We start from the raw sequence: 25,640 nt of genomic DNA on the forward strand, positions 1-25,640 counted from the left end.
CCATGGATGCCCCAATCAGCGGCCGCAACTAAGGAAGAGATGGCGAGATGAACAGCAGCCTCAAACTCAGCAATCGAGACCGGGCAGTGCTTCTGAAGGCACCGTTTCTGGCGGGGCTGGGCAATGCTGCCCTGGTCCGCCTGATGTCGACGATGACGATCAGCACGCTCCCGGCCCGCAAGTTCGTAATGCGGGAAGGAGAAAATGCGGACGCATTCTATTGCGTCCTCAGTGGATATGTCCGGCTTTTCCGTTTGAGCCGCGAGGGACGCGAAGCCGACATCATGGTCTGCGCTCCGGGCGAAACCTTTGCCGAATGCCTGCTGTTCAGCGACAGCGTCTATCGGTGCAATGCCCAGACGGCGGAACCGACCACGCTCGCCCGCTTCGACATGCAGGCCGTGCGCGATCTCGCCCAGCAGGATCCGGAAATCGCCAAGGCACTGATTTCCGCCATTTCGCGCCACCTGCTCGGCACGATGGACTGCATCGCCAACGATCGCCTGTTCACCGCGCCGCAGAGAGTGGCCAACTATATCCTCAGCCGTTGCCCGATGGAGGGCAGCTCCGCGTCGATCCGCCTGCCGTTCCAGAAGAGCCTGCTTGCCGGCATGCTGGGGCTGGCGCCGGAAGCCCTGTCGCGCGCCTTTTCCAGCCTGCGTCGGGTCGGCGTCACCGTGCGCGGCCGCATCATCCAGGTCGGAGACGTTCAGGCATTGAGGAATATCTAGGCTCGAAGGCGCGCGAGACGACGCAGCCTTCAGAGCAAGCCTGTTGCCACAGGGGTGTCCGGCGACAGGCGAGGCCGGCGGGTAACAACCGCCGGCCTTTCTTTTTGCGTTTGTCAATTCAGGCCGCGCTGGTCACGCCATGCTGGAAAGGCCGCCCTCGCGCTTGAGGAATTCGACGATATGGCCGACCCCCTCGCCGCGCTTCAGGTCGGTGAACACATGCGGCTTCATCTCGCGCATGCGCGCCGCATCCCGGTCCATCACGTCGATATCGACACCGACATAGGGCGCAAGGTCCTTCTTGTTGATGACCAAGAGATCCGAGCGGGTGATGCCCGGTCCTCCCTTGCGCGGGATTTCCTCGCCCTGGCAGGTGGAAATGACATAGATGGTGATATCGGCGAGATCCGGCGAGAAGGTTGCCGCCAGATTGTCGCCGCCCGATTCAATGAAAACAACATCGAGATCAGGAATGCGCTGGTTCAATCCCGCGATCGCCTGCAGGTTGATGGTGGCATCCTCGCGGATCGCCGTATGCGGACATCCGCCGGTCTCGACCCCGACAATCCGGTCGGACGAAAGCGCCTGCATGCGCACCAGCGCCTCGGCATCTTCCTTGGTATAGATATCGTTGGTGACGACGGCGACGGAAAACTCCTCGCGCATCGCCTTGCAGAGCTTTTCGGTCAGATGCGTCTTGCCCGAGCCCACCGGGCCGCCAATGCCGACGCGCAAAGGTCCGTTCGCCGATTTCATGGAAATGTCCTTTCGATATGCTGCCGTGAGAATAGCGCGGCGTAATACCGGCGCAATCGGAAACTCGCCATGCCCCTGCCCTCTTGCGCTCGTCGGATATGAAGACCGGTACAAACCAAGTAAATGGGCAGTCCATTTTCACCCGTTAGGTATAATCACAGATATCTGTAGACAACGTTCCGCAAGAATTGTGGTAACCGGATAAGACCGTCATAATACGTATTGTAGTTGTGTCCCATTATCGCATGCTGAGACTTACCTGAACTGGGAAACGGGGAAATTCAGAATGGATTACCAGACGACTGCATCCACATCTGACATAGTCGAGCAGAAGCATGATTGCCACAAGGCAGCGGAAGCCGCGCTTGCCAGCATGTTGAAAATGCTGGAATCCTACGGCTTCGACCGGCGCGAGATGGTGCTGTCGCTCGCAGACGCGATCGACGACCAGATCCTCCTCATCGCGCAGGAACCTTGAAGACGGCAGGCGTGCAGACATGCAGTGCCGGCTCCGCCAGCAGGCACGGCAGCAAGCAAACGACATACATCACATTCGAAGCGCATGGATCAAAGGCCCGCAAAGGACAGCCAGTCCGCCACCTGGCAACCCTTCGGGCCTTTGACATGTCGGCGTAGCTGTTACAAAGGTCTGGATATCCGCCTCAGGACCGAAACAGCCGGGAATGCTGTGTCTCGTGACGAAGCGAAGCGATCTCGGCCTGTATCGCCGCACCACCGAGATCGTCCAGTGTCGAGCGGCCAGCCGCGCGAGCGACATCTTCGATCAGCGGCTCAAGCGCTGCGAGGATGGCGACACCTTCCGCCTGCCCTGCGACGCTGAGCCGGATGCCGGCCGATACGACCTGTGAAAAGGCGGCATGCAGATAAGCCGCAAGCGCCTGACTGAGGGGCACGCCATGCCCCGCCGCAACCGCCCCGACCGAGACCGGAAACGGCAGGTCCTCAGGCAGCCGCGCCAGAACCGGATGCGGCCATGCGGACGCGGCCGTGACAAAGGCTTTGCCGAGCGACAGCGTCTCGGCAAAGCGCTCGGACGAACCGGAAAGCGCAAGACCGAGCGCTGCAAGCTCCTTCAGCGCCCCCTCGTCCCCAGCTTGCCGCCAGGCTTCCGCGAAAAGCACCGCATCGTTCCTGAGCGAACCGTGACGCACCAGCGTCGCAAGCCAGGCCTGAAGATCCGGCGCCTTGCGGACGAGCCCATCGGCGACCGCCCGTTCCAGCCCGCCCGACCAGGCGAAACCGCCGATCGGAAAGGCCGGAGACAGCCAAGCCATCAACCGCAGCAATGCTCTCGTATCGAGCATAGCCTCAGGCATCATATCCGGCATCGTATCGGGTGCACGCTCCGGCGAAAGGTCGGAAGCCGCGTGTTCCGGCAGATCGGCCGGCATGCTCTTGCCGCTCACCCGCGCATCAGTCGTTATGGTGGTGGCCATGATCGTGACCATGGTGCCCGTGGTCGTGGTCGTGGTCATGAGCATGGTCGTGTCCATGATCATGATGGTCGTGGCCATGCCCGCCATGCGAATGATAGGCGCCGCGGGCCGGCTGGAACGGTTCCTCGACATCGCTGACGCTGGCGCCCAGCCCCTGCAGCATCGACCGAATGACATGATCGCGAAGGATCAGGATACGGCCTTCCTCGATCTGCGCCGAGAGATGCCGGTTGCCCAGATGCCAGGCGAGTTCGATCAGGTGCAGCGTATCGCGCGCCTTCACTTCGAAAAGCTTTTCCGGCGCCGCCAGAACTTCCACCGTATCGCCATTGTCGAGCACCAGCCGATCGCCGTTGTGGAACAGCACGGCCTCCTTGAGATCGAGCATCACCATGTCGCCATTCGACAGATGCAGGAGCTTGCGGCGCAGATGCCGAAGGTCATGCGGCAGGCTGACAGTGTCGATCGGCGGGTCGGTAATCTCGCCGGCGGAGCGATAGGAATGGATATGCTGCATCTATATCTCGTTGAATGCAAAGGAACTCCATCCATCATCGCCAATGCCGGCACGCGATACAAGAGGCGGCGCGCTCTCGGATGCAAAAAGCCCGGCCGCCTCGTGGGAGGCGGCCGGGCTCTGGTAAAGCCTATGGAATGGAGGACTGCCTTATTCGGCAGCGACCTTCATGCCCTTGAGGTTTTCGAGAATGTTCTGCGGCGAGGACGCACCATAGGGGTCGCTCTCGCAATTGTCCGAATAGCCTTCTTCCTCGAACCACTGCTCGACGACGCCGTCGTTGACGATCGCCGCATAGCGCCAGGAGCGCATGCCGAAGCCGAGATTGTCCTTGGCAACCAGCATGCCCATCTTGCGGGTGAACTCGCCCGAACCGTCCGGAATGACCTTGACGTTTTCGAGGTTCTGGCTCTTGGCCCATGCATTCATGACGAAGGCGTCATTGACCGACATGCAGTAGATGGCGTCGATGCCTTCGGCCTGGAAGTCGGGGAACAGCTTTTCGAAATCGGGAAGCTGGTAGGTCGAGCAGGTCGGCGTGAAGGCGCCCGGCAGCGAGAACAGCACGACGCGCTTGCCAGCGAAATAATCGGCCGATGTGACGTCCTGCCAGCGGAAAGGGTTCGGGCCGCCAACGGCCTCGTCGCGAACGCGGGTGCGGAATGTGACCTGCGGAACTTTCTTGCCCAGCATGAATGCCTCCTTGGGAAGTGAACATTTGCCCCGTACGGGGGCACATGAGAACTTCTCTAAGATGAATTCCGCCGCAGCGCAGCATGGTTCTTGAAAAAATGTCGCAGTGCACAGCAGCTATTCACAGGAAGCAGGGCTGATGACCCGCCAGGCGACGCATGACGCCGCCACCGCAACCGGCCCGGCCTTTTCGCAAGACCGGGCCAAGCCCATCAGCACACCACGTTTGCCCGCGGCGAGCCGCTTACGTTGCAATCACCTTCACCCGCTGGACGCCGCGCCAGGTGGCGCCGGGGGCAAGCGAGATCGGCTGGTCGACGACGGCTGCCTCGACGCAGACGAAATGCCGCCAGGCGTCGTCGGGAAGATCAGCGATCGTGGCACAGCGTTCCGCACCGGGGTTCCACACCACCGTATCGGGCATGCCCTCGGTGGAGATGACCAGCTTGCGGCGGCCCTCTTCCACTATGCGTTCCCCGGTGGTCTGGTAGTAGACACGGTCGAGCGGGCGGTCGATCGAGAGTTTCTCATCGGCTTCGGTGACGATGATATTGTCCTTCAGCTTGTCGAGGTAGCGGATGCCTTTCAGCCCCGTAATGGTCACGTCCTCGATCGCCTTGACGCGGAAATAGGTATGCAGCGCCGCGGTGAAGGTGAAGGCCGCCGTGCCGGTATTCTTCGCCGTCAGCGCAATCTCGATCCCGTCGTCGGCGACAATCACCTGAATTTCCGCCTCGAAGGGATGCGGCCAGATTGCCAGCGTTTCAGGCGTATCGGCGAGCCGCAGCCGGGTCACGGCCGCATCATCCGCACCGGTGGAAACCGGCGTCCAGGCATGGTTGCGGACAAAGCCATGCAGCGGCAGGCTGCCCAGCGTCGAAAACTGCGGGAAACACACCGGCGCGCCGCCACGCACGGCACTGCCGGGCGAAAAATCAGCGCGTTCGGAAAGATAGATATTCTCCATCCCGTCGGCCGAAAGCCAGGATGCGAGCTGCGCGCCATGGTGCAGAACAGCAGCCGAAGCGCCACCGGGAGAGGTCGAGCGCATCACGTCGGGATCTGGTATAACTGAACTCATAATCGTCCTCTTATCGATAATGCCAGGCACAGAAACCCCGGCGCAAATTTCCTTATCGGCTTTAGCCTCCGAACAGCTGAGCAGGCAGCCATCGACGGGCACTTTGGATGAAGCGGGACGCCCCGTCGTTGACCTGGAACAGCAACGGCTGCCGCCGTCTTGCCGCATGCACATGGATGCGGGATTTCCGGGCAAAAGATTTTTTCGTCCCCACCCTCAAAACCTGTGCCTACAATCATGCCGTTCCGCTTCGGCTACACCGGTCTGCATTGCCGGCGAGGCGGGGCCGGTGATCCGGAAAAACGCCCTTATGCAAGCGGGACGCCGGGGGCCGCGCAGAAAATGGTCTGCCTCTCCTTGAAGAAAGGGGACGTGCGTGTGTCGCACACATACCGGGTCAGTGCTGTAAGGCATCAAACCCGCCGCAGACGGACCGGAGTTGCGCGGAAAAACACACCGAACGGGACACGCCGTGTGTCACTTTATAAAAATTTCATTCGAGGCACCCGATGTGTCCCGGCCGAAATTCCGGAATGCCGAAATTTCAAAACCGCCAAAGGCACCAAGGGAGGACTCTGTCCTGTGGCGCAGGTCGTCAAAACAGGAAATACCTCTGTGCCATCGGCAGAACCGTTGCCGGCTTGCAGGTGAGCAATTCGCCATCGGCGCGCACTTCGTAGGTTTCCGGATCGACTTCCACAAAGGGCGTTGCCGAATTGTGGATCATCGAGGCCTTGCCGATGCCGCCGCGGACATTCTTCACCGCCACCAGCTTCTTGGCAACGCCGAGACGCTGCGCCAGACCGCCATCGAGCGAAGCCTGGCTGACGAAGGTCACGGAGGAATTGGTGCGAAGCTTGCCATAGGCGGCAAACATCGGCCGGTAATGCATTGGCTGCGGCGTCGGGATCGAGGCGTTCGGATCGCCCATCGGCGCAGCCGCGATCGACCCGCCGAGCAGCACCATTTCCGGCTTCACGCCGAAGAAGGCCGGGCTCCAGAGAACGAGGTCGGCCCGCTTGCCGACGTCCACCGAACCGATTTCGTGAGATACGCCATGGGCAATTGCAGGGTTGATCGTATATTTGGCGATATAGCGCTTGACGCGGAAATTGTCGTTATCACCGGTCTCGTCCTTCAGCGCGCCGCGCTGGCGCTTCATCTTGTCGGCCGTCTGCCAGGTGCGGATCGCCACTTCGCCGACGCGGCCCATCGCCTGGCTGTCCGACGAAATGATCGAGAAGGCGCCGATATCGTGCAGAATGTCTTCCGCCGCGATCGTCTCCTTGCGGATACGGCTTTCGGCAAAGGCGATGTCTTCGGGAATGGACGGCGACAGGTGGTGGCAGACCATCAGCATGTCGAGATGCTCGGCCAGCGTATTGACCGTATAGGGTCGTGTCGGATTGGTCGAGGACGGGATGACGTTCGGGTTGCCGCAGACCTTGATGATGTCGGGCGCATGCCCGCCGCCCGCTCCTTCCGTGTGGAAGGCATGGATGGTGCGGCCCTTGATGGCGGCCACCGTATCCTCGACGAAGCCCGATTCATTCAGCGTATCGGTATGGATCATCACCTGCACGTCGAATGCGTCGGCAACCGTCAGGCAGTTGTCGATCGCAGCCGGCGTCGTGCCCCAATCCTCATGCAGCTTCAGCGACGAGGCACCGGCAAGCACCATTTCTTCGAGCGGCGCCGGCAGCGAGGCATTCCCCTTGCCGGCCAGCGCGAGATTCATCGGGAAGGCATCGAAACTCTCGATCATCCGCTCGATATGCCAGGCACCGGTGCAGGTCGTCGCCAGCGTGCCGTGTGCCGGACCGGAACCGCCGCCGAGCATCGTCGTTACGCCGCTCATCAGCGCTTCCTCGATCTGCTGCGGGCAGATGTAATGGATATGCGCATCCATGCCGCCGGCCGTCAGGATCTTGCCTTCGCCGGCAATCGCTTCCGTCGAAGGACCGACGATGATCGTCACACCCGGCTGCGTATCAGGATTGCCCGCCTTGCCGATCGCGTGGATGCGACCGTTCTTCAGACCGACGTCGGCCTTGTAGATACCGGAGTGATCGACGATCAGCGCATTGGTGATGACGGTATCGACCGCGCCTTCGGCGCGTGTCGCCTGGCTCTGTCCCATGCCGTCGCGAATGACCTTGCCGCCGCCGAATTTCACCTCTTCGCCGTAGGTGGTGAAGTCCTTTTCAACTTCGATGAACAATTCGGTATCGGCAAGCCGCACCTTGTCGCCGGTGGTCGGACCGAACATGGAGGCATAGGCAGCGCGGGACATCTTGTAGGACATGGATCAGGCTCCGGGCAGGAGTTGGAGAAAAGCTTCGTTTCGAGCGGCGCGCTTGTCGATCGTCACCGTAGGTGCGGCACCGTTCGCGCGGTTCAACTCGGCAATCATGTAGTCGGCAAAATCGGCATTGCCGGTTCGGAAAAGCTGGAGAGCGCTCCTGACGATATCGAGGTCGCCGAACATGAGATTGTCCGTCGAAATAAGTGCCTCGATCATATCCGCGAGCTTGAGGCGATCAAGATCCGCGTTCCTTTTCAGGGCCCAAACCAATTCAGCCAAAGTCAGGATATTCACATAACCGATGTTTTCAGGGCCGACGCTCTCGGTCATGAATTTCGCCGCAGCAGGCGACCAGACAGGATCGTCGTCCAGTATGAAACGGACCAGCACATTCGTGTCGATACCGATCATTCATCGTCACCGCTGCGCGAAAGGCCGACTTTCTGCGACACACTTTCCGTGATCGCTTCATCGACATCAAGCGGCGCGCCGTCATGCTTGCCGAGAATACCGCGCAATTGCGCCATATTGCTCTTCTTCGCCACGACAGTCACCTTTCCCTCGTCATCGACAATGAACTGCACGGAGCCTCCTGGCCGCAGACCGAGCGCCTGGCGCACCTCGACCGGGATAGTGGCTTCTCCATCCATGGATGTCTTGGTTTCGAACCTTCCCATGCCGCGCTCCAAGCCTTCCCGACCACCGCAGGTTACCGCACAATCGCCTTACGACCAATTCCACCGCTCTGAGGATGATCGCCTCAGTTCATTCCGTCCACCAGCGCCTTCAGTTCACCGGTCCGCTTGCGCGTCAGGTCCGTCTGGCAGGTGGAAATCAGCATCGGCTCCATCGATCCGCCCTGTGCCTTGTAGCCGACGGACTGGCACTGTGCGTCCCGATAGATCATCCAGGCGCGCTGCGCAGTCATGAGCGCCTCTTCGCCACCCTTCATCCCCGGCGCGGACGCCGCGATATCCTGCCTGCGCAGGATATCGCGGGTCGCCTTGTATTGCAGGTTCAGCGCCTTGTCGGCATCCTTCAAGTCCTGGCCGGCGCAGATCGTCATCTCGACCTGCGTATCGGGTGCCTTGCAGTCCGCCCTCACCTCTTCATCCGGAGCCGGCGCGTCGGTCAGCACGACACATCCGCACAGCATCGGCCACAGAGCGAGTTTCAGCATGTCTCAGGCCGCCGCACCGTCATAGTGATGCGACGTCAGCGCCCGCGGATTGACGCCTTCCAGGCAGTTGACGTTGATCGCCACCATGGGCGAGCCATCCATCGGGGAATTGCCGTAGGCAAAGCCCTCGATCCCGCAGGTCTTGCAGAACAGATGCCTGAGCTTCCTGGTATTGAACCGGTATTCCGTCAGGTTCTCCTCGCCGGACTTCAGCTTGAAGGCGTCGGGCGCGGCAAATGCCAGCACGATCCCAAGCCGCTGGCAACGCGAGCAGTTGCAGGTGACCGTCTTGTCGAGGTCGGCATCGACCTCGTAGGAAACGGCGCTGCACTGGCAGCTGCCGAGATAATGCTGTGTCGCCATGTCAGAGTCCTCCCATGACCTTCTGCTGGAAGCCGAAGACACGACGAGCGCCCGAAAGCGGTATCAGCGTCACAGATCGGGTCTGGCCCGGCTCGAAACGCACAGCGGTTCCTGCCGGAATGTCGAGCCGCATGCCGCGCGCCTTGTCCCGGTCGAAGGATAACCCATTATTGGTCTCGAAGAAATGGTAATGGCTGCCCACCTGCACCGGCCGGTCACCGGTATTGGAAACCTCGATCGAGATCGTCGGCGCACCGGCGTTGAGTTCGATTTCGCCTTTTGCGGCAATGACTTCACCAGGTATCATGAATCACCTCCTCAGGCGCTTAAAGCGATTTGTGGCTTGCAGCCCTCGGCCTTCAGGACGCGGATCGTCGAGGCCGGATTGTTGACGAGCGCCGCGGCCGGCCGGATCGGCCGGCGCACCAGTTCGCCTCTGCAGTTCGGGCGCGTCCCACCGAGCACATCCGCAGCGCAATCGGCGCAGAACGTGCATTCGAAGGTGCAGATCATCGCATCGAGGCTGTCGGGAGCCAGATCCCTGTCGCAGCATTCGCAATTGGGTCGCAGTTCCAGTGCCATGACCCGGCCCTCAGCGGATCGGCTCGTGCACGGTCACGAGCTTGGTGCCGTCCGGAAAAGTCGCTTCCACCTGCACGTCATGGATCATCTCCGGAATGCCTTCCATCACCTGGTCGCGGCTGACGACATGGGCACCGGTTTCCATCAGATCGGCAACCGACCGGCCGTCCCGCGCACCTTCCACCACATAGTCGGTGATCAGAGCGATCGCTTCCGGATAGTTGAGCTTGACGCCGCGCTCGAGACGGCGGCGGGCGACCATCGCGGCCATGGAAATCAGAAGCTTGTCTTTTTCGCGTGGAGTAAGGTTCATCGGCGTCCCGCGTTTGAAATGAGATGTGGCAAATCAGATATGCCAGACTTTCGGCACTGGCGCGCCGTTACGCAATACGGAAATTGCCGGTACCAGTATTTTTCTCAGGTCAAAGCCCGTGGGTGCGGCGATGCGCGCGATCAGCTTGCCGTTCCAGTAGCTGGCGCCGCCGGAATTGCCCAGGCATTCCCGCAGTTTGGGCAGCATGGCTTCGCTTAAGGGGCCGGCATGGAAAAGCGTCGCGAAGGCCACCTGGCCGGATAGTACGGCCGCCGCCTGCGCCATCTGCTCGATCTCGCCTTCGAACCGCATTTCTTCCGCATGGATCAGCCGGCCATTGCGGCGTACCCGCCAGCGATCGCGGAAAAAGCCGTTGGCCACCGCCTCGCCCATCGCCTTGCGGCCGAGAAGAACGGCCTCGACGGCGAGGAATTCGGCGCTTTCGGCAAGATCGACATCGAGGCGGCGGCTGAGCGAAGCCTGATCGAACAGGATGGTCTCCTGCGGCAGCCAGTGGACCGAGGCATTGTCCCCGACGGTGATATCGGTCGACACCGAGGCCGTGTCGGAAGCGGCCTTGTAGATCTTCTCGTTGGCCTGGGTGGTGACGGTGACCCTGGTGGAATCCGCGGCGGCGACGGACCATTCGATCACGTCGCCGCCCGTCAGTCCCCCTGACGTATTGATGAGGATCGCCTCCATTTCAGGCGAGAATGTTTCCGGAAGCCGTATTTTTGCGCAGCCTTCCTGGAAGAACTCGTCGAGCCTTGTCTTCCCCCCGAAGAGCTTGGTTACAAGGCGTCCTGAACCCCTTGCCCGCTGCGGCGCATAGTGTTCGGCTGGGAGATGCTGCACGGCATACCTTCGATTGCTGCTTGCGATGCGCAGTCAGAAGCAACAGACGTGCCAGACTTCGCTGCTACAGCCGATTTTGCCGGTGCCGCAATCGCCACGACATCGGTCAAATCGGCCTTGGCAAAGAAGTCCCACATCCGGAAGGCCGGATCAACATTGCTGTCGAAGGCAGGCTTGGCAGCGGCGACAACCGCAACCTTGGTCACGCTGGCAGCGCCATCCTTGGCGGCAGCCAGAACAGCCTGCTTGGCGACAATCGGCTTCGGCCAGTCATGCGTGCCGTTGGCAAACACATAGGTCGCGATGCGGGCACCGTTCTTGCAGGTGCCGTACATGCCGAAGGTAACGCCGTCGAGAGTCTTGGCATCGTCGCTGCCCTTGCAGCCGTCGAGATCGTTCCAGCGCTGGATCGCCGTCTTGAACCCGTATTGCCAATAGGCGCTGCCGCCCCCCGCATAGGGGTTCTGCTCGTCCTTGATGCCGGCAAAGGCCATGATCGAGACCGGCTTGGCTGGGCTGCAATTGGCCTTGTCCGGGCCCCACTTGCCATCCGTCTCGACCGGACGCCCTGCCCGAAGCGAATTGACGAAGCCGGCACCGGCAAAGCCTTCGCCACCTGAACAGAGATAGGCCGACAACATGCGCCCGCCGCCGGAATAGCCGGACGCGAAGATACGGGCCGGATCGACGCAGAAATCCTGCTTCACCGTCTCGACCGCCTGTTTGATGAAGGCGATCTCGTCGAGACCACCGGCGGCCCCCGTCGGGATGATCGCCGTGCTGACGGCGACGAAGGGTACGTTCCAGGCATAGGTGCCGGCCGTCTTGCCCGGCAGGCTGCCCTGCAGTGCCACCGCGATAAAACCGTTCTTCTCGGCCACCTTGTCCCAGGAGGAACGGTTGAACTGGCCGTCCGGATTGCTGTTGCTGCCATGGAAATCGAAGACCACCGGCACCTTGTCCTTTCCCGTATAGGAGGACGGCACATAGTAGACGGCCTGACGCGCGACGCCGTCCGTTTCGATCATCAGCGCGTGACGACCAGGCTCCATCGACTGGCCACAGCCGGCGAAAGCGGCGCCCGCGGACAGGAAAAACGCTCCAGCCGCGGCCAGGCGGACAAGAGCGGAGCGGGAACGGTTACCAAGGATGCATGCAAAGACCATCAGCGCCTCATCATGGGGTGCGGGTTGTCAACGATGTCGGAGATGTCGTTCATCTGCCGTTCATCTAACACACCTCTTGAAGCATTGATATGCCCTGGATCAATGCAGGGCATGCAAACATTCACCATTAAACAGTTAGATGCCGCCGCGCCTCTGCCGTATCCAAGGTTTCGGCGGCGCCCTCGTGGACGATTTCTCCGCGGTCCATGATATAGACCTGATCGGCAAGCTCGCGGCAGAAATCGAGATACTGTTCGACGAGCAGGATCGCCATCCCGGTACTGTCGCGCAAATATTTGATCGCACGGCCGATATCCTTGATGATCGACGGCTGGATACCTTCGGTCGGCTCGTCGAGAACGAGGATTTTCGGCCGCGTCACCATGGCCCGGCCGATGGCAAGCTGCTGTTGCTGGCCACCCGACAGGTCCCCGCCGCGCCGTCCGAGCATGGTCTTCAGCACCGGAAACAGCGAAAAGATCTCGTCGGGAATGAACTTGTCCTTGCGGGCAAGCGGCGCATAGCCGCTCTGGAGATTTTCCTGAACGGTCAGAAGCGGAAAGATCTCGCGGCCCTGCGGCACATAGCCGATCCCGTGCTTGGCGCGGGAATAGGGTGCGAGCCCATTCAGCGTCGCCCCCTGGAAACTGATCGTGCCGCCGGAGACCGGATGCTGCCCGGTGACGGCGCGAAGCAGCGACGACTTGCCGACGCCGTTTCGTCCCAGAACGCAGGTGATCTTGCCCATCTCGGCAGTGATCGACACCCCACGCAGGGCCTGGGCCGCACCATAGTGAAGATTGACGTTGTTGACTGTCAGCATGGTTGGCTCCGCAGGACGCTGGAAATGTTGAGCAAGAACAAAGACCCCTCCCAACCCTCCCCACAAGGGGGAGGGCTTAACCAAGCCGCCGGCTCAAAGGCCCAAGGGAGGGAAGCGGGTGCCGCGGGTCTTCTCCCCCCTTGTGGGGGAGATGGCCGGCAGGCCAGAGAGGGACTTTCTTCTATCATTGACATGAGGCCGACCATTCACCGCCCCAGATAATTCTCGATCACCTTCGGATCGCTCGAGACGAAATCGATCGATCCTTCGGCAAGCACCGAACCTTCCGCCAGGCACGTCACCTTGACGCCGAGGTCGCGGATGAAGCCCATGTCGTGCTCGACGACGACGACGGAGCGGGTCTTGGCGATCTCCTTCAACAGCACCGCCGTCTCGGCCGTTTCCGCATCCGTCATGCCGGCAACCGGCTCATCGACCAGAAGCAGCTTCGGCTCCTGCGCCAGAAGCATGCCGATCTCCAGCCACTGCTTCTGCCCATGGGAGAGATTGGCTGCATATTCCTGCGCCCGATGGGAAAGCCGGATCGTCTCGAGAATTTCCTCGATACGCGCCTTGTCTTGCGGGCTGAGCGTATAGAACAGGGTGGCGAACACCCCGCGCGAGCGGTTGAGCGCCAGTTCCAGATTGTCCCAAACCGTGTGGCTTTCGAACACGGTCGGCTTCTGGAATTTCCGGCCGATGCCGAGCTGGGCGATATCGGCCTCGTCCTTTTTCGTCAGGTCGATACCGTCCTCGAAGATCACCTTGCCGGCGTCGGGCCGCGTCTTGCCGGTGATGATATCCATCATCGTCGTCTTGCCCGCCCCGTTCGGGCCGATGATCGCCCTCAGTTCACCCGGCTCGATAACGAGCGACAGCGAATTGATCGCCTTGAACCCGTCGAAGGCGACGGAAACGTCTTCGAGATAGAGCAGCGTCTTGGTGCGTGTTTCGGCAATCGTGTTCATCCGCCCTCTCCTATTCCGCCGCCTGGACCGAGCGCGCCACGTCGTCGGTGTCGCCGCGCCCCTTTTCCGCCTCGGCCGCAGCCTTCAGCGCCTGCCGTGCCTTGAACCCGTGCTGGATCGTGCCGACGATGCCGCGCGGCAAGAACAGCGTGACGAAGATGAACAGGCCGCCCAGCGCAAACAGCCAGAATTCCGGGAAGGCGCCGGTGAAGAAGCTTTTTCCCGCATTGACGAGAACCGCGCCGATGATCGGCCCGATCAGCGTGCCGCGCCCGCCGACCGCTGTCCAGACGACCACTTCGATGGAGTTCGCCGGAGCGAATTCGCCCGGATTGATGATGCCCACCTGCGGCACGAACAGGGCGCCTGCAATGCCGGCGAACATGGCCGAGACGACGAAGGTGAAGAGCTTGATGTTTTCCACCCGGAAACCGAGGAAGCGCACCCGGCTTTCGGCATCGCGCACCCCGACCAGAACCTTGCCGAACTTGGAGCGGGTGATGGCCGAGGCGATAACGAGGCAGAGCGCCACCATGATCGCCGACAGCGCGAACAGAACGGCACGCGTGCCATCCGCCTGCACGGAGAAGCCGAGAATATCCTTGAAGTCGGTGAGGCCGTTATTGCCGCCGAACCCCATGTCGTTGCGGAAGAAGGCGAGCATCAGCGCATAGGTCATCGCCTGGGTGATGATCGACAGGTAGACGCCGTTGACCCTTGAGCGAAACGCGAACCAGCCGAAGATGAAGGCGAGCAGCCCGGGCACGACGATCACCATCGCCATGGCGAAGACGAACCAGTCGAACCCGTACCAGAACCACGGCAATTCCTTCCAGTTGAGGAACACCATGAAGTCCGGCAGGATCGGGTTGCCGTAGACGCCGCGCGAGCCGATCTGGCGCATCAGATACATGCCCATCGCATAGCCGCCGAGCGCGAAGAAGGCGCCGTGACCGAGCGAGAGAATGCCGCAATAGCCCCAGACGAGATCGAGCGCCAGCGCCAGAAGCGCGTAGCAGAGATACTTGCCGAACAGTGACATGGCATAGGTCGGCACATGCAGGGCACTGTCTTCCGGCGTCAGGAGATTGAGCGCCGGTATGAGCGCGGCAATCACCAGCAGGATGATGACGGCAGCAATGATCTTGCCTTCGAGAGCACGCAGGATGAAGCGCGTAATCATGCTTCCACCGCCCTTCCCTTGAGCGCGAACAGGCCGCGCGGACGTTTCTGGATGAAGATGATGATGAGCACCAGCACCAGGATCTTGCCGAGCACCGCGCCTGTCCAGGGTTCGAGGAACTTGTTGAGCACCCCGAGCGACAATGCGCCCACCAGCGTGCCCCACAGATTGCCGACGCCGCCGAACACCACGACCATGAAACTGTCGATGATGTAGCTCTGGCCGAGGTTCGGCGAGACGTTGTCGATCTGGCTGAGCGCCACCCCGGCAATGCCGGCAATGCCGGAACCGAGCGCGAATGTCAGCGCATCAACGAGCGGCGTGCGGATGCCCATGGACGATGCCATGCGGCGGTTCTGGGTGACGGCCCGCATGTTGAGCCCATAGGCGGACTTCTTCATCACGAACAGCAGCGCGAAGAAGATCGCCAGCGAGAAGAGGATGATCCACATGCGGTTCCAGGTGATCGTCATGCCGCCGAGCGCAAACGAACCGGACATCCAGGACGGATTGCCGACTTCCTGGTTGGTGGGGCCGAAGATCGTCCGCACCAGCTGTTGCAGGATGAGCGATACGCCCCAGGTGGCAAGCAGCGTTTCCAACGGCCGGCCATAGAGGAAGCGGATGATCGCCCGTTCCAGCACGAAGCCGATGGCGCCGGTGACGACGAAAGCGACCGGCAGCGCGATGGCAAGCGACCAGTCGAACAGTTCCGGCGCGTTGTTGCGGATGACCTCCTGCACGACATAGGTCGAATAGGCGCCGATCATCACCATCTCGCCATGCGCCATGTTGATGATGCCCATCACGCCGAAGGTGATGGCAAGGCCGATGCCGGCAAGCAGCAGAACCGAGCCGAGCGACAGCCCGTACCAGATGTTCTGCACCATGTCCCACAGCGCCAGCGTGTCGTTGATCGACTTCACCGCCGCATCGATCTCGCCCTTGAGGCTCGGGTCGATGGAGCCGGAGGCGGAATTCAGGATGGCGATCGCGTCGCGCCCGCCCATCGCCTTGATCGTCGCGATGGCATCCTTCTTCTGGTCGACGGGCCGGTCGGAGGAGAGCAGCGACACGGCGCGCGCCTCCTGCATCTCGGCCTTCACCTCCGGATCGGTTTCCTTGGCAAGGGCTGCCTCGACGAGTTCGAGATTTTCTGCGCTCGGCGACTTCAGGATCGCATCTGCCGCCGAAAGGCGCACGCTGCGATCCGGGCTCATCAATGTCAGCCCGCCCAGCGCCGAGCGGATGATGCGGCGCAGATTGTTGTTGACCTTGACCTTGGTGACGGCGCTGCGCCCGGCCTCACCGGCAGCGGCCCCCGTCAACGGATCGGTGAGATCGTAACCCGCATCCGACGACTTGCCGATGAACACGGCGCCATCGGCCTTGCGGACATAGAGATCGCCATCCGAAAACGCCTGCAGCGCCGGTACGACACGCGTGTCGCCGGTCGCGGCAATCTGGTTGACGATGGTTTCCGCCTGATTGAAGTCGGCCTTGCCGAGCTGGTCGATCAGCGGCTTCGGATCCGCACCCTGCGCGAAGGCCGACGCAGCGAATACCGAAAGAATGAGAAACAGAATTGCTTGGAATATACGGGTATTCTTCATGTCATCGCCCTCTCCTATGGCGGATGCTACCGATCCGGCGGTTCGGCGGCATTCCACCCTCCCCTTGAGGGGGAGGGTCGAACCGCAGGTTCGGGGTGGGGTGACAAGGCGGTCACCCCCACCCATCGCTTCGCGATGACCTCCCCCCTCAAGGGGGAGGTGAAGCGAACTTACATGCCCTTGCCGCCGCACTTGCCGGTGGCAACGTTGAAGTTGCCGCAGGACATTGGCTTGCGCCAGTCGGAGATCAGGTTCTTGCTATCCGGCAGGTAGTCCGACCACTCGTCACCGACGACTTCAGGCGTCTGCTGCACGATGTCGAACTGGCCATCGGCCTGGATTTCGCCGATCAGGACGGGCTTGGTGATGTGATGGTTCGGCATGACGGTGGCAGTGCCGCCCGACAGGTTCGGAACGGAAACGCCGATGATCGTGTCGAGAACCTTGTCGGTATCGGTCGTGCCGGCAGCTTCGACGGCCTTCACCCAGGCATTGAAGCCGATATAAGCAGCTTCCATCGGGTCGTTGGTCGTGCGCTTGTCGTTCTTCGTATAGGCGTGCCATTCCTTGATGAACTCGGCATTGGCAGGCGTATCGACGCTTTCGAAATAGTTCCAGGCGGCAAGGTGGCCGACGAGCGGCTTGGTATCCATGCCCGACAGTTCTTCTTCGCCGACCGAGAAGGCGACGACCGGAATGTCTTCGGCCTTGACGCCCTGGTTGCCGAGTTCCTTGTAGAACGGCACGTTGGCGTCACCGTTGACGGTCGAGACGACGGCGGTCTTTACGCCTGTGGAGCCAAATGCCTTGATCTTCGACACTTCGGTCTGCCAGTCGGAGAAGCCGAACGGCGTGTAGTTGACCATGATGTCGCTTTCCTTGATGCCCTTCGACATCAGGTAGGCCTTCAGGATCTTGTTGGTCGTCTGCGGATAGACATAGTCGGTACCTTCGAGCACGAAGCGCTTCACGCCTTCGGTGTCCATCAGGTAGTCGACGGCCGGGATGGCCTGCTGGTTCGGAGCAGCACCGGTATAGAAGATGTTGCGCGAGGATTCCTCACCCTCGTACTGGACCGGGTAGAACAGGATCGAGTTCAGTTCCTCGAAGACCGGCAGGACGGACTTGCGCGAGGACGACGTCCAGCAGCCGAATACGGCCGCGACATGGTCCTTGGAGATCAGCTCGCGCGCCTTTTCGGCAAACAGCGGCCAGTCGGAAGCCGGGTCGACGACGACCGGCTCGAGCTTCTTGCCCAGCAGACCGCCCTTCTTGTTCTGCTCGTCGATGAGCATCAGCATGACGTCCTTGAGGGTCGTCTCGGAAATTGCCATCGTGCCGGAAAGCGAGTGCAGGATACCGACCTTGATCGTGTCGTCGGCCGCAAACGCGCCATGGAAAGCCGTCGTGGACATTACGGCGGCCAGAAGCGCGCCACCGAGTTTCGCCTTGAAGTTCATGGTTCAAACCCCCTCTTATTGGATTGTTTGCGCAACGGAGACCTTAACCGTTGCTTAAGCCGGACTATCCGGTGCGGGGGGCCAAAACCACATACGCAAAATGACGTAGACCATGGGTAGAAAGGTGCACTGCGGCAAACGCGATAGGCCGGCCTTCACGCGGCCGCACCGCGTCGGGCGGACTATTTCGTCATATGCCGGAAATTAAGAGCATGCTAAGATAGCTGGATCGAGCGGGGGTGGAGGGCACAATGTCTCGATTGGCGAAGGCGGCGCCGCTGGCGTTGCTATTCCTTGCCTGCGGGAATGCGGGGGCCGAGCCGCTTGTCTGCGCCGACATGGCGCTGGTTCTGGCGATAGACGGCTCCGGCAGCGTGACGGACGCGGAATACCAGTTCCAGAAATCGGCCTTTGCCGCAGCCTTTCGCGACGACGGGATCAAATCGGTTCTGCGCGAGGCCGGCACCGTCATGCTCACCGCCGTCTTCTGGGGCGACGGTGAATTCCCGACACAGAATCTGGACTGGTTCGTGGTCCATCGTGGAACGGGCGCGGATACATTTGCCGACATGGTGGAGATCGCCGAAAGGCGTGTCTTCGGGGATACCGATATCGGCAGCGGTCTGTGGGTCGCTCTCGACCTGCTGTCAGAACCGAAGGTCTGTGCACGCCGTTCGATCATCAATCTGTCCGGCGACGGGCGCGAGACAGTGGCTCCCAAGCGGCGCCAGCGCGCGACGCTTCTTCAGGCGAGGCAACGCGCAATCCGGCAGGGCGTCACGATCAATGCGCTCGCCATCACCAGCGACGATCCGGATCTGCGCGCCTATTACGCCCGAAACGTCGTGCGCGGCACCGGCGGCTTTACCATGGAAGTCGAGGATCCCGCCGATTACGCCACGGCGATCCGCAGCAAGCTGCTGAGAGAACTGTCGCCCCGCTATGTCGCCAGCCTCGCTGCGGTGGAACCCGCGCGCCGATAACGCCCCCACGATCTGCCGCCGCTTGAACAGCGTCACCCCGCTCCCAGTCGGCAGCGGCATCTGACCGCTTCCCAAACATACCGACCATATGGTATGTTTCCTCCATGACTCAGGCCCATGAACGCAGGAAGCAACCCGAGATCGTCCGCCGAGCGCTGCTCGATTGTGCGGCGAAGATCTCGCTCGACCAGGGCCTGCCGGCCGTGACGCTGCAGGCGGTGGCGGATGCCGCCAATGTCACCAAGGGTGGCCTGCTGCATCACTTCCCCAGCAAGCAGGCGCTGCTCAAGGGCGTATTCGAGGACCTGCTGCAACGGCTCGATGCCGAGATTGATGAATTGATGGCGAAAGATGAAGAGCCGTATGGCCGCTTCACCCGCGCCTATATCCGCGCCTTCGCCAAAACGGATAGCGGAACGGAAGGCGACGATGGCGAAGATCCATGGAATGCCCTCCCCCTCTCCTCGCTCACCGATCCCGAGATGAAGGCCATGTGGTCCAACTGGTACGCCGCCCGCCTCGCCCGCCATGCCGGGACGGATGCCGGCGCAACGCTCAGCCTCGCACGCTACACCGCCGATGGTATCTGGCTCGCCGGCCTCCTCGACTATGCCGGCGTCGAGACCACCGATCGCACCGAAATGCTGGACAAGCTGATTGCACTGACCCGGAAGGAAAAAACGTGAACCCCGCCCTCGTCACCTATGGTTCGCTGCTGATTGCGATCACGCTCGAGGTCTGCGGCACGACGCTCCTGCAGCAGAGCCAGCAATTCACCCGGCCGATACCGACGCTCGGCATGGGCCTCTGCTATGCGGCCGCCTTCTATTTCCTCACCATCGTGCTGCGCACCATGCCGGTCGGCATCGCCTATGCCATCTGGAGCGGCCTCGGCGTGGTGCTGATCTCGGCAGTCGGCGTCTTCGTCTTCCGCCAGTCGCTGGATCTCGCCGCCATGATCGGCCTTGGCCTGATCATCGCCGGCGTTGCCGTCGTCAACCTGTTCTCCAGCAGCATTTCTCACTGAACAAGCGGTGACAGGCAAAAACGGGAAGAGCCCGCAAGCGGGCTCTTCGAAAGGGCAGCGGGCCGCCCCGGATCAGATCGGATCAGGGCTTAGTTCGGCCGGTTGCGGAATGCTTCCGCCTCCGCATAGAACTTCTTTTCCCATTCCTTGTGGTTGTCGAGACCTTCCCTGATGAACGGCGTGAAGATCGCCATGTGCATCAGCATCCAGTTGACCAGACGCGCCGGGAAATTGAGCGGCTTGACGAAGTCGACGAAAAGCACGACGCGCGTCTTGTCCGTGTGGTTCCAGGCCTCATGCTCATAGGCGTCGTCGAAGATCAGGACCTTGCCTTCTTCCCAGTGGCAAATCTGGTCCTTGACCCGGATCGCCAGGTTATCGCCGGTGTTTTCCGGCACGATCAGGCCGAGATGCAGGCGCAGCACGCCGTTATACGGACCACGATGGGCCGGCAGATGCTTGCCCGGTTCGAAGATCGAGAACATCACCGTCGTCAGGCCGGGGATCTTGTTCATCGCGTTCCAGGTATCCGGGCACGCCTTGATGTTCTGCTCCGACCGGACGCCGAAGCCGAGCAGGAAGAAGGTCTTCCAGCCGGTATCCGACGAGATCGTCTTCACGTCGGTGGAGATATCCTGAAAGGTCGGCAGTTCGTCCTTGCGAACGAGGATCTTGTCGAGTTCGGCACGGATCAGCGGCGCCGCCTTCTCGACCTCGGCCGCCCAGGGGAAGGTCTTGTTGTCATAGACCGGCGGGTTGCCAAGCTTGGCATGCTTGAAATTGAGCCGTTCCGCCCAGGAAACGATCGACATGAAGAAACGCGTGACGCGGCTTGGACGGTCCATCGGCTGGATACCGGTCGTGCCGAACGTCTGTTCGTTCTTGGAAACGCTGGAGGATGTGGATTCCACGGGATTGCGCCTGATATGAAAGGTTGATCGAACAAGATGAGTCATTTTCTCATCTCTGACATGGCCCGCTATGCACATCGTTGCAAGCATCTTCATGGCAGAACTGCCCTGCGAACACATTTTTGATCATCTTCAAGTCCGCCGGATCTGGCAGGCTTCGGCGGGGCATTCGCCAAATCTGCGAAACTTTGCCCTCGAAACGCGAACCGCGCTTGCAAATTGATGAGCGGCAGCCGAAACTGCCTTATTATTGGCCTCCTGATGGAAAGCGCTAGAAATAAGGCATGGCAGCGCGGCAGCGGATCATCCCGATCCGGCGGGATTATAACCGCTGGGTGGCGAACCAGACACTGGAAGACTATGCCCTGCGCTTCACCGCCAAAAGTGCGCGCCGGTTCTCCTCAAGCCGCATCTCGCAGACGGCGATCGGCGCCATCTCCTTCCTGGCACTGGAAGCGATCGGCGGGGCGATCACCCTCTCCTACGGCACGACCAATGCCTTTTTCGCCATCATCGCCGCAGCGGTCGCCATGCTCGTCGTCGGCCTGCCGATCAGCCGCTATGCCATCCGCCACGGCGTCGATATCGACCTTCTCACCCGAGGCGCCTCCTTCGGCTATATCGGCTCGACCATCACCTCGCTGATCTATGCGAGCTTCACCTTCATGCTGTTTGCCATCGAGGCCTCGATCATGACCGGGGCGCTCCAGATGGCTTTCGGCATACCGCTATGGATCGGCTACATCATCAGCGCCGTGGTGGTCATCCCGCTGGTCATCTATGGCGTGCAGCTGATCTCGCGCTTCCAGCTTCTGACCCAGCCCTTCTGGATCGTCCTCAACGTCCTGCCCTTCGTCTTCATTGCCATGCTAGACTGGCAGAAATTCGATCTCTGGCGGGCCTTTGCCGGTGTCGGCCATTCCAATGCCCAGGTGGGCGGGGCCGCCCCCTTCAATCTCGTCGAGTTCGGCGCCGCCTCCGCCGTCATCCTGGCGCTGATGCCGCAGATCGGCGAACAGGTCGACTTCCTCCGCTTCCTGCCGCCGGAAGGTCTGCGCAAGTGGCGTCATAAGCTCACCGTCTTTCTCGCTGGCCCCGGCTGGGTGGTCGTCGGCGTACCGAAACTGCTCGCCGGCTCGTTCCTCGCGGTACTGACGCTGTCGACCGGCGTGCCGATGAAGGATGCAGGCGACCCGGCACACATGTATTTCGCCGCCTTCGGCTACATGATCCCGAACGACAAGGCGGCACTGCTGCTGATGGCGGCCTTCGTCGTCGTCTCGCAGTTGAAGATCAACGTGATGAACGCCTATGCCGGCTCGCTCGCATGGTCGAACTTCTTCTCGCGCCTGACCCACAGCCATCCGGGTCGCGTCGTCTGGCTGGTCTTCAACGTGGCGATCGCCCTGCTGTTGATGGAACTCGGCATCTACCGGCTGCTGGAGGAAACCCTCGGCATCTTCTCGATCGTCGCGATGAGCTGGCTCTGCACCATCTCGGCGGATCTCTTCATCAACAAGCCGCTCGGCCTGTCGCCTCCCGGCATCGAATTCAAGCGCGCCCATCTCTATGACGTCAATCCGGTCGGGCTGGGTGCCATGTTCGGCGCGACGGCGATCGCGCTAGCCGCCCATTTCGGCCTGTTCGGCCAATTGATGGCCTCGCTCGCCACCTATGTCACGCTGAGCTCCTTCCTCATTTCGCCGGCCATCGCCTTCGCCACGAGAGGCCGCTACTATCTCGCCCGCAAACCCCGCAAAAGCTGGAAAAACCTCGGCTCGATCACCTGTTCGGTCTGCGAACATCCGTTCGAACACGAGGACATGGCATGGTGTCCCGCCTATGCCGCGCCGATCTGCTCGCTCTGCTGCTCGCTGGATAGTCGCTGCCATGACATGTGCAAGCCGAATGCAAGGCTGAACACCCAGGTCGGCACGGTGGCGCGCTCCTTCCTGCCGGAACACGTGATCGCCAAGCTGACGAGCAGGCTCGGGCGCTATGCGATGACGGCCGTGCTGTCGATTTCCGCGATCGGCGCCATCCTCTCCTTCATCGCCTTCCAGGTGGGCCAGGCGGCCCCCGCCAATGCCGATGTCATCTACGGCACGATCCTGATCGTCTTCTTCGTCTTCGCCATCATCACCGGCATTTTCTCGTGGTTCTATGTGCTGGCCCATGACAGCCGGGTCGTCGCGGAAGAGGAGTCGTCGCGCCAGAACACCCTTCTGTTGAAGGAAATCGCCGCCCACAAAAAGACCGACACCGCCCTGCAAAAGGCCAAGGAAACCGCCGAAGCCGCCAACCGGGCCAAGAGCCGCTATGTCGTCGGCCTTTCCCACGAACTGCGCACGCCGCTCAATGCCGTACTCGGCTACGCCCAGATCCTCGAGCGCGACGACACCATCCCCGCCCCACGCCATTCGGCAATCAAGGTCATCAAGCGGTCTGCCGACCACTTGTCCGGCCTGATCGACGGGCTGCTCGATATTTCCAAGATCGAGGCCGGCCGCTTGCAGGTCTATTCCAACGAAATCAACATCCAGGATTTTCTCGACCAGATCGTCGAGATGTTCTCGCTTCAGGCGCAGGCCAAGGGACTGGAATTCGAGCATGTACGCGCGAGCCTTTTGCCGAATTACGTGCGCACCGATGAGAAGCGCCTACGCCAGATCCTCGTCAACCTGCTCTCCAACGCCATCAAGTTCACCGATGAAGGCAAGGTACGCTTCGAGGTGGCCTATCGCAGCCAGGTCGCCACCTTCACCGTTTCCGATACCGGCCGCGGCATCGCCGAAAAGGATCTCGCCCGTATCTACGAGCCCTTCCAGCGCGGCGAGGCGGAAACGATCAAGCCTATGCCGGGCCTCGGCCTCGGCCTCACCATCACACAGCTCCTGACCAACACGCTGGGCGGCGAGATCTCGGCAAAAAGCATCAAGGACGAAGGCTCTACCTTCCGCGTACGGCTGATGCTGTCTGCCGTCGAGCGGCCGAACACGACGCCTGCCGCCGAGCGCAAGATCGTCTCCTATACCGGCCCGCGCCGCACGGTGGTCGTCGTCGACGACAACCAGGATCATCGCGAACTGATGCGCGAAGTGCTTTCCCCGATGGATTTCGTCGTTCTGACCGCCGATGGCGGACCGGAATGCCTGACGCTGATCGAGGGCATAAAGCCCGATATCTTCCTCATCGACATCTCCATGCCCGGAATGAATGGCTGGCAGCTCGTTACCCGCCTGCGCGAACAAGGACAGGCGGCCCCGATCATCATGCTCTCGGCCAATCTGGGTGACGGCGCCACCGCCGACATGTCCGGCGAAGGCCATAATGATGCGCTGTCGAAGCCGGTGAACCTGAGACGGCTCGCCGACAAGCTTGCCTCCCATCTGGCACTGACCTGGATCTACGAGGACGAAGCGCCGCCACCGGCAGCACCCGCGGCAAAACAGCCGCTGAAAAGTCCGGGGACGAACCACCTGCAGGACTTGCTGCGGCTGGGCGAGATCGGCTACGTGCGGGGCATAGAAGCAAAGCTTGCCGACCTTGCCGCCGACGAGGCCCACCGCCCCTTCGCCGACGAGCTCGGCCACTACGTCAAGGCCTTCGACATGGCCGGCTACATGAAATTCCTCGAACGGCTGGACAGGGAAGAGACGAGCGATGGCTGAGAGCGCAACGCCCCGCGACATCGTCCTTCTGGTCGATGACAGCCCCGAGGCGCTCGGTTTTCTGACCGAAGCACTCGAGCAGTCCGGCTTTTCCGTGCTGATCGCCACATCGGGACAGGCGGCGCTGAATATCGTCGACAAGATCACCCCCGACCTCATCCTGCTCGATGCCGTCATGCCCGGCATGGACGGGTTCGAAACCTGCCGCCGCCTGAAGACCAATGCCGGCGTGGCACAGGTGCCGGTGATTTTCATGACCGGCCTGACCGAGACCGAACATGTCGTCAATGCGTTGGGATCGGGCGGCGTCGACTACCTGACGAAGCCGATCAATATCGACGAATTGCGTGCCCGTATCCGGGTTCATCTCGCCAATGCGCGCTCGGCCCAGAGCGCCCGCGTCGCGCTCGATGCCGCCGGCCGCCACCTGCTTGCCGTGCGTGCCGATGGCAGCATCCAGTGGTCGACCCCGCAGGCGACCCGCCTGATCAACGCAGCGACCAATCGCGACGACGGGCTTGAACTCGTCACCGCCCGCGTCGCAACCTGGATGTCGGAACGCGGCCGGCCGGGCTTTTCGCGCGAGGCGGCATTCTCGCTTGCCGACGGCGACGAGAGAGGCCTGCAGCTTTCCTATCTCGGCGGCATCGGCGCCGACGAATTCCTGTTTCGCCTCACCGCCAGCAGCCGCCGCCCGGATGCCGAGGTTCTGCGTCAGCATTTTCCGCTGACGACACGGGAATCCGAAGTGCTGCTCTGGATTGCCAAGGGCAAGGCCAACCGCGATATCGGCGAAATTCTCGGCCTGTCGGCCCGCACGGTGAACAAGCATCTCGAGCAGATCTATGTGAAACTCGGCGTCGAAAACCGCGCCTCCGCCGCCGTTCGCGCCGCCCATGTGCTTCGCGGCGACGACTGAGAGCACCATGCGCAGCGCCGGTCACATCTGCCCCATGAGACCGGCGGCATGATGCAGTTGCGCAACATGAAAATGCGCGCTTG

At 61.5% G+C, this 25,640-nt stretch carries 28 protein-coding genes; 7 read left to right on the top strand and 21 right to left on the bottom strand.

What is annotated here, in order from left to right:
• The first annotated feature begins 47 nt into the window (after positions 1 to 47).
• Entirely contained in the window at positions 48 to 731 is a 684-nt protein-coding gene (locus tag NCHU2750_RS12875) for a Crp/Fnr family transcriptional regulator (protein WP_119940858.1), read from the top strand.
• Positions 732 to 863: 132 nt separating this feature from the next.
• Here NCHU2750_RS12875 and ureG read toward each other — a convergent pair whose 3' ends face one another.
• On the bottom strand, positions 864 to 1,487 hold the full coding sequence (gene ureG, locus NCHU2750_RS12880) for an urease accessory protein UreG (RefSeq protein WP_119940859.1): 624 nt from the start codon (positions 1,485 to 1,487) through the stop codon (positions 864 to 866).
• A gap of 286 nt (positions 1,488 to 1,773) precedes the next feature.
• Here ureG and NCHU2750_RS12885 point away from each other — a divergent pair, with 286 nt between their 5' ends.
• Complete coding sequence (locus NCHU2750_RS12885; RefSeq protein ID WP_119940860.1) at positions 1,774 to 1,965, top strand: hypothetical protein; 192 nt, start codon at positions 1,774 to 1,776, stop codon at positions 1,963 to 1,965.
• Positions 1,966 to 2,149: 184 nt separating this feature from the next.
• Here NCHU2750_RS12885 and NCHU2750_RS12890 read toward each other — a convergent pair whose 3' ends face one another.
• The 19 genes from NCHU2750_RS12890 to urtA form a co-directional block, all read right to left on the bottom strand.
• On the bottom strand, positions 2,150 to 2,812 hold the full coding sequence (locus tag NCHU2750_RS12890) for an urease accessory protein UreF (protein WP_162939714.1): 663 nt from the start codon (positions 2,810 to 2,812) through the stop codon (positions 2,150 to 2,152).
• A 109-nt stretch (positions 2,813 to 2,921) separates the two neighbouring features.
• A complete protein-coding gene (locus NCHU2750_RS12895; RefSeq protein ID WP_119940861.1) occupies positions 2,922 to 3,461 on the bottom strand; it encodes an urease accessory protein UreE in 540 nt (179 codons plus the stop codon).
• Between the two features lie 150 nt (positions 3,462 to 3,611).
• The gene (locus tag NCHU2750_RS12900; RefSeq protein ID WP_119940862.1) at positions 3,612 to 4,154 is read right to left on the bottom strand and encodes a peroxiredoxin; all 543 of its coding nucleotides are present in this window, start codon (positions 4,152 to 4,154) and stop codon (positions 3,612 to 3,614) included.
• Between the two features lie 244 nt (positions 4,155 to 4,398).
• On the bottom strand, positions 4,399 to 5,235 hold the full coding sequence (locus NCHU2750_RS12905; protein WP_162939615.1) for a D-hexose-6-phosphate mutarotase: 837 nt from the start codon (positions 5,233 to 5,235) through the stop codon (positions 4,399 to 4,401).
• Positions 5,236 to 5,830: 595 nt separating this feature from the next.
• Positions 5,831 to 7,540 carry an urease subunit alpha gene (gene ureC, locus NCHU2750_RS12910; protein WP_119940864.1) on the bottom strand — a complete coding sequence of 570 codons (1,710 nt, stop codon included), beginning with the start codon at positions 7,538 to 7,540 and terminating at the stop codon, positions 5,831 to 5,833.
• Positions 7,541 to 7,543: 3 nt separating this feature from the next.
• Positions 7,544 to 7,951 (bottom strand): type II toxin-antitoxin system VapC family toxin, encoded by a 408-nt coding sequence (locus NCHU2750_RS12915; RefSeq protein WP_119940865.1) that lies wholly within the window; start codon positions 7,949 to 7,951, stop codon positions 7,544 to 7,546.
• Entirely contained in the window at positions 7,948 to 8,217 is a 270-nt protein-coding gene (locus NCHU2750_RS12920) for an AbrB/MazE/SpoVT family DNA-binding domain-containing protein (protein ID WP_119940866.1), read from the bottom strand. The genes NCHU2750_RS12915 and NCHU2750_RS12920 overlap by 4 nt, the downstream gene beginning before the upstream one ends.
• An 83-nt stretch (positions 8,218 to 8,300) precedes the next feature.
• The gene (locus NCHU2750_RS12925; protein WP_245480240.1) at positions 8,301 to 8,720 is read right to left on the bottom strand and encodes a lysozyme inhibitor LprI family protein; all 420 of its coding nucleotides are present in this window, start codon (positions 8,718 to 8,720) and stop codon (positions 8,301 to 8,303) included.
• Between the two features lie 3 nt (positions 8,721 to 8,723).
• On the bottom strand, positions 8,724 to 9,083 hold the full coding sequence (locus NCHU2750_RS12930) for a GFA family protein (RefSeq protein ID WP_119940867.1): 360 nt from the start codon (positions 9,081 to 9,083) through the stop codon (positions 8,724 to 8,726).
• A gap of 1 nt (position 9,084) precedes the next feature.
• Positions 9,085 to 9,390 carry an urease subunit beta gene (locus NCHU2750_RS12935; protein ID WP_119940868.1) on the bottom strand — a complete coding sequence of 102 codons (306 nt, stop codon included), beginning with the start codon at positions 9,388 to 9,390 and terminating at the stop codon, positions 9,085 to 9,087.
• A gap of 11 nt (positions 9,391 to 9,401) precedes the next feature.
• Complete coding sequence (locus NCHU2750_RS12940) at positions 9,402 to 9,665, bottom strand: DUF1272 domain-containing protein (protein ID WP_119940869.1); 264 nt, start codon at positions 9,663 to 9,665, stop codon at positions 9,402 to 9,404.
• 10 nt (positions 9,666 to 9,675) lie between these two features.
• Complete coding sequence (locus tag NCHU2750_RS12945) at positions 9,676 to 9,978, bottom strand: urease subunit gamma (RefSeq protein ID WP_119940870.1); 303 nt, start codon at positions 9,976 to 9,978, stop codon at positions 9,676 to 9,678.
• Positions 9,979 to 10,011: 33 nt separating this feature from the next.
• The gene (locus tag NCHU2750_RS12950) at positions 10,012 to 10,833 is read right to left on the bottom strand and encodes an urease accessory protein UreD (RefSeq protein ID WP_205583850.1); all 822 of its coding nucleotides are present in this window, start codon (positions 10,831 to 10,833) and stop codon (positions 10,012 to 10,014) included.
• Complete coding sequence (locus NCHU2750_RS12955) at positions 10,770 to 11,999, bottom strand: CE1 family esterase (protein ID WP_119940872.1); 1,230 nt, start codon at positions 11,997 to 11,999, stop codon at positions 10,770 to 10,772. Before NCHU2750_RS12955 ends, NCHU2750_RS12950 begins: the two co-directional genes overlap by 64 nt.
• Positions 12,000 to 12,126: 127 nt before the next feature.
• On the bottom strand, positions 12,127 to 12,822 hold the full coding sequence (gene urtE, locus NCHU2750_RS12960; RefSeq protein ID WP_119940873.1) for an urea ABC transporter ATP-binding subunit UrtE: 696 nt from the start codon (positions 12,820 to 12,822) through the stop codon (positions 12,127 to 12,129).
• 206 nt (positions 12,823 to 13,028) lie between these two features.
• Positions 13,029 to 13,790 carry an urea ABC transporter ATP-binding protein UrtD gene (gene urtD, locus NCHU2750_RS12965; RefSeq protein ID WP_119940874.1) on the bottom strand — a complete coding sequence of 254 codons (762 nt, stop codon included), beginning with the start codon at positions 13,788 to 13,790 and terminating at the stop codon, positions 13,029 to 13,031.
• Between the two features lie 10 nt (positions 13,791 to 13,800).
• A complete protein-coding gene (gene urtC, locus NCHU2750_RS12970) occupies positions 13,801 to 14,973 on the bottom strand; it encodes an urea ABC transporter permease subunit UrtC (protein WP_119940875.1) in 1,173 nt (390 codons plus the stop codon).
• Positions 14,970 to 16,586 carry an urea ABC transporter permease subunit UrtB gene (urtB, locus tag NCHU2750_RS12975; RefSeq protein ID WP_119940876.1) on the bottom strand — a complete coding sequence of 539 codons (1,617 nt, stop codon included), beginning with the start codon at positions 16,584 to 16,586 and terminating at the stop codon, positions 14,970 to 14,972. The genes urtC and urtB overlap by 4 nt, the downstream gene beginning before the upstream one ends.
• 170 nt (positions 16,587 to 16,756) lie before the next feature.
• Positions 16,757 to 18,046 carry an urea ABC transporter substrate-binding protein gene (urtA, locus tag NCHU2750_RS12980; protein WP_119940877.1) on the bottom strand — a complete coding sequence of 430 codons (1,290 nt, stop codon included), beginning with the start codon at positions 18,044 to 18,046 and terminating at the stop codon, positions 16,757 to 16,759.
• A gap of 251 nt (positions 18,047 to 18,297) precedes the next feature.
• Between urtA and NCHU2750_RS12985 the strand changes: the two genes are divergently transcribed.
• The 3 genes from NCHU2750_RS12985 (at position 18,298) to NCHU2750_RS12995 (ending at position 20,056) form a co-directional block, all read left to right on the top strand.
• Positions 18,298 to 19,029, top strand: coding sequence for a DUF1194 domain-containing protein (locus NCHU2750_RS12985; RefSeq protein ID WP_119940878.1), 732 nt, complete (start codon positions 18,298 to 18,300; stop codon positions 19,027 to 19,029).
• A 104-nt stretch (positions 19,030 to 19,133) separates the two neighbouring features.
• Positions 19,134 to 19,715: a TetR/AcrR family transcriptional regulator gene (locus NCHU2750_RS12990; RefSeq protein ID WP_119940879.1), complete on the top strand. Its 582-nt coding sequence runs from the start codon at positions 19,134 to 19,136 to the stop codon at positions 19,713 to 19,715.
• On the top strand, positions 19,712 to 20,056 hold the full coding sequence (locus NCHU2750_RS12995) for a DMT family transporter (protein ID WP_119940880.1): 345 nt from the start codon (positions 19,712 to 19,714) through the stop codon (positions 20,054 to 20,056). The genes NCHU2750_RS12990 and NCHU2750_RS12995 overlap by 4 nt, the downstream gene beginning before the upstream one ends.
• An 89-nt stretch (positions 20,057 to 20,145) precedes the next feature.
• On the opposite strand, the gene olsC is transcribed toward NCHU2750_RS12995, so the two are convergent.
• Positions 20,146 to 20,967 carry an ornithine lipid ester-linked acyl 2-hydroxylase OlsC gene (olsC, locus tag NCHU2750_RS13000; RefSeq protein ID WP_245480241.1) on the bottom strand — a complete coding sequence of 274 codons (822 nt, stop codon included), beginning with the start codon at positions 20,965 to 20,967 and terminating at the stop codon, positions 20,146 to 20,148.
• A 284-nt stretch (positions 20,968 to 21,251) separates the two neighbouring features.
• Here olsC and NCHU2750_RS13005 point away from each other — a divergent pair, with 284 nt between their 5' ends.
• Positions 21,252 to 24,638 carry a hybrid sensor histidine kinase/response regulator gene (locus NCHU2750_RS13005; RefSeq protein WP_119940882.1) on the top strand — a complete coding sequence of 1,129 codons (3,387 nt, stop codon included), beginning with the start codon at positions 21,252 to 21,254 and terminating at the stop codon, positions 24,636 to 24,638.
• Positions 24,631 to 25,557: a response regulator transcription factor gene (locus NCHU2750_RS13010; protein ID WP_119940883.1), complete on the top strand. Its 927-nt coding sequence runs from the start codon at positions 24,631 to 24,633 to the stop codon at positions 25,555 to 25,557. Before NCHU2750_RS13005 ends, NCHU2750_RS13010 begins: the two co-directional genes overlap by 8 nt.
• The last annotated feature ends 83 nt before the right edge of the window (positions 25,558 to 25,640 follow it).

Origin of the sequence: Neorhizobium sp. NCHU2750 (assembly GCF_003597675.1) — a bacterium.
Lineage (GTDB): Bacteria > Pseudomonadota > Alphaproteobacteria > Rhizobiales > Rhizobiaceae > Neorhizobium.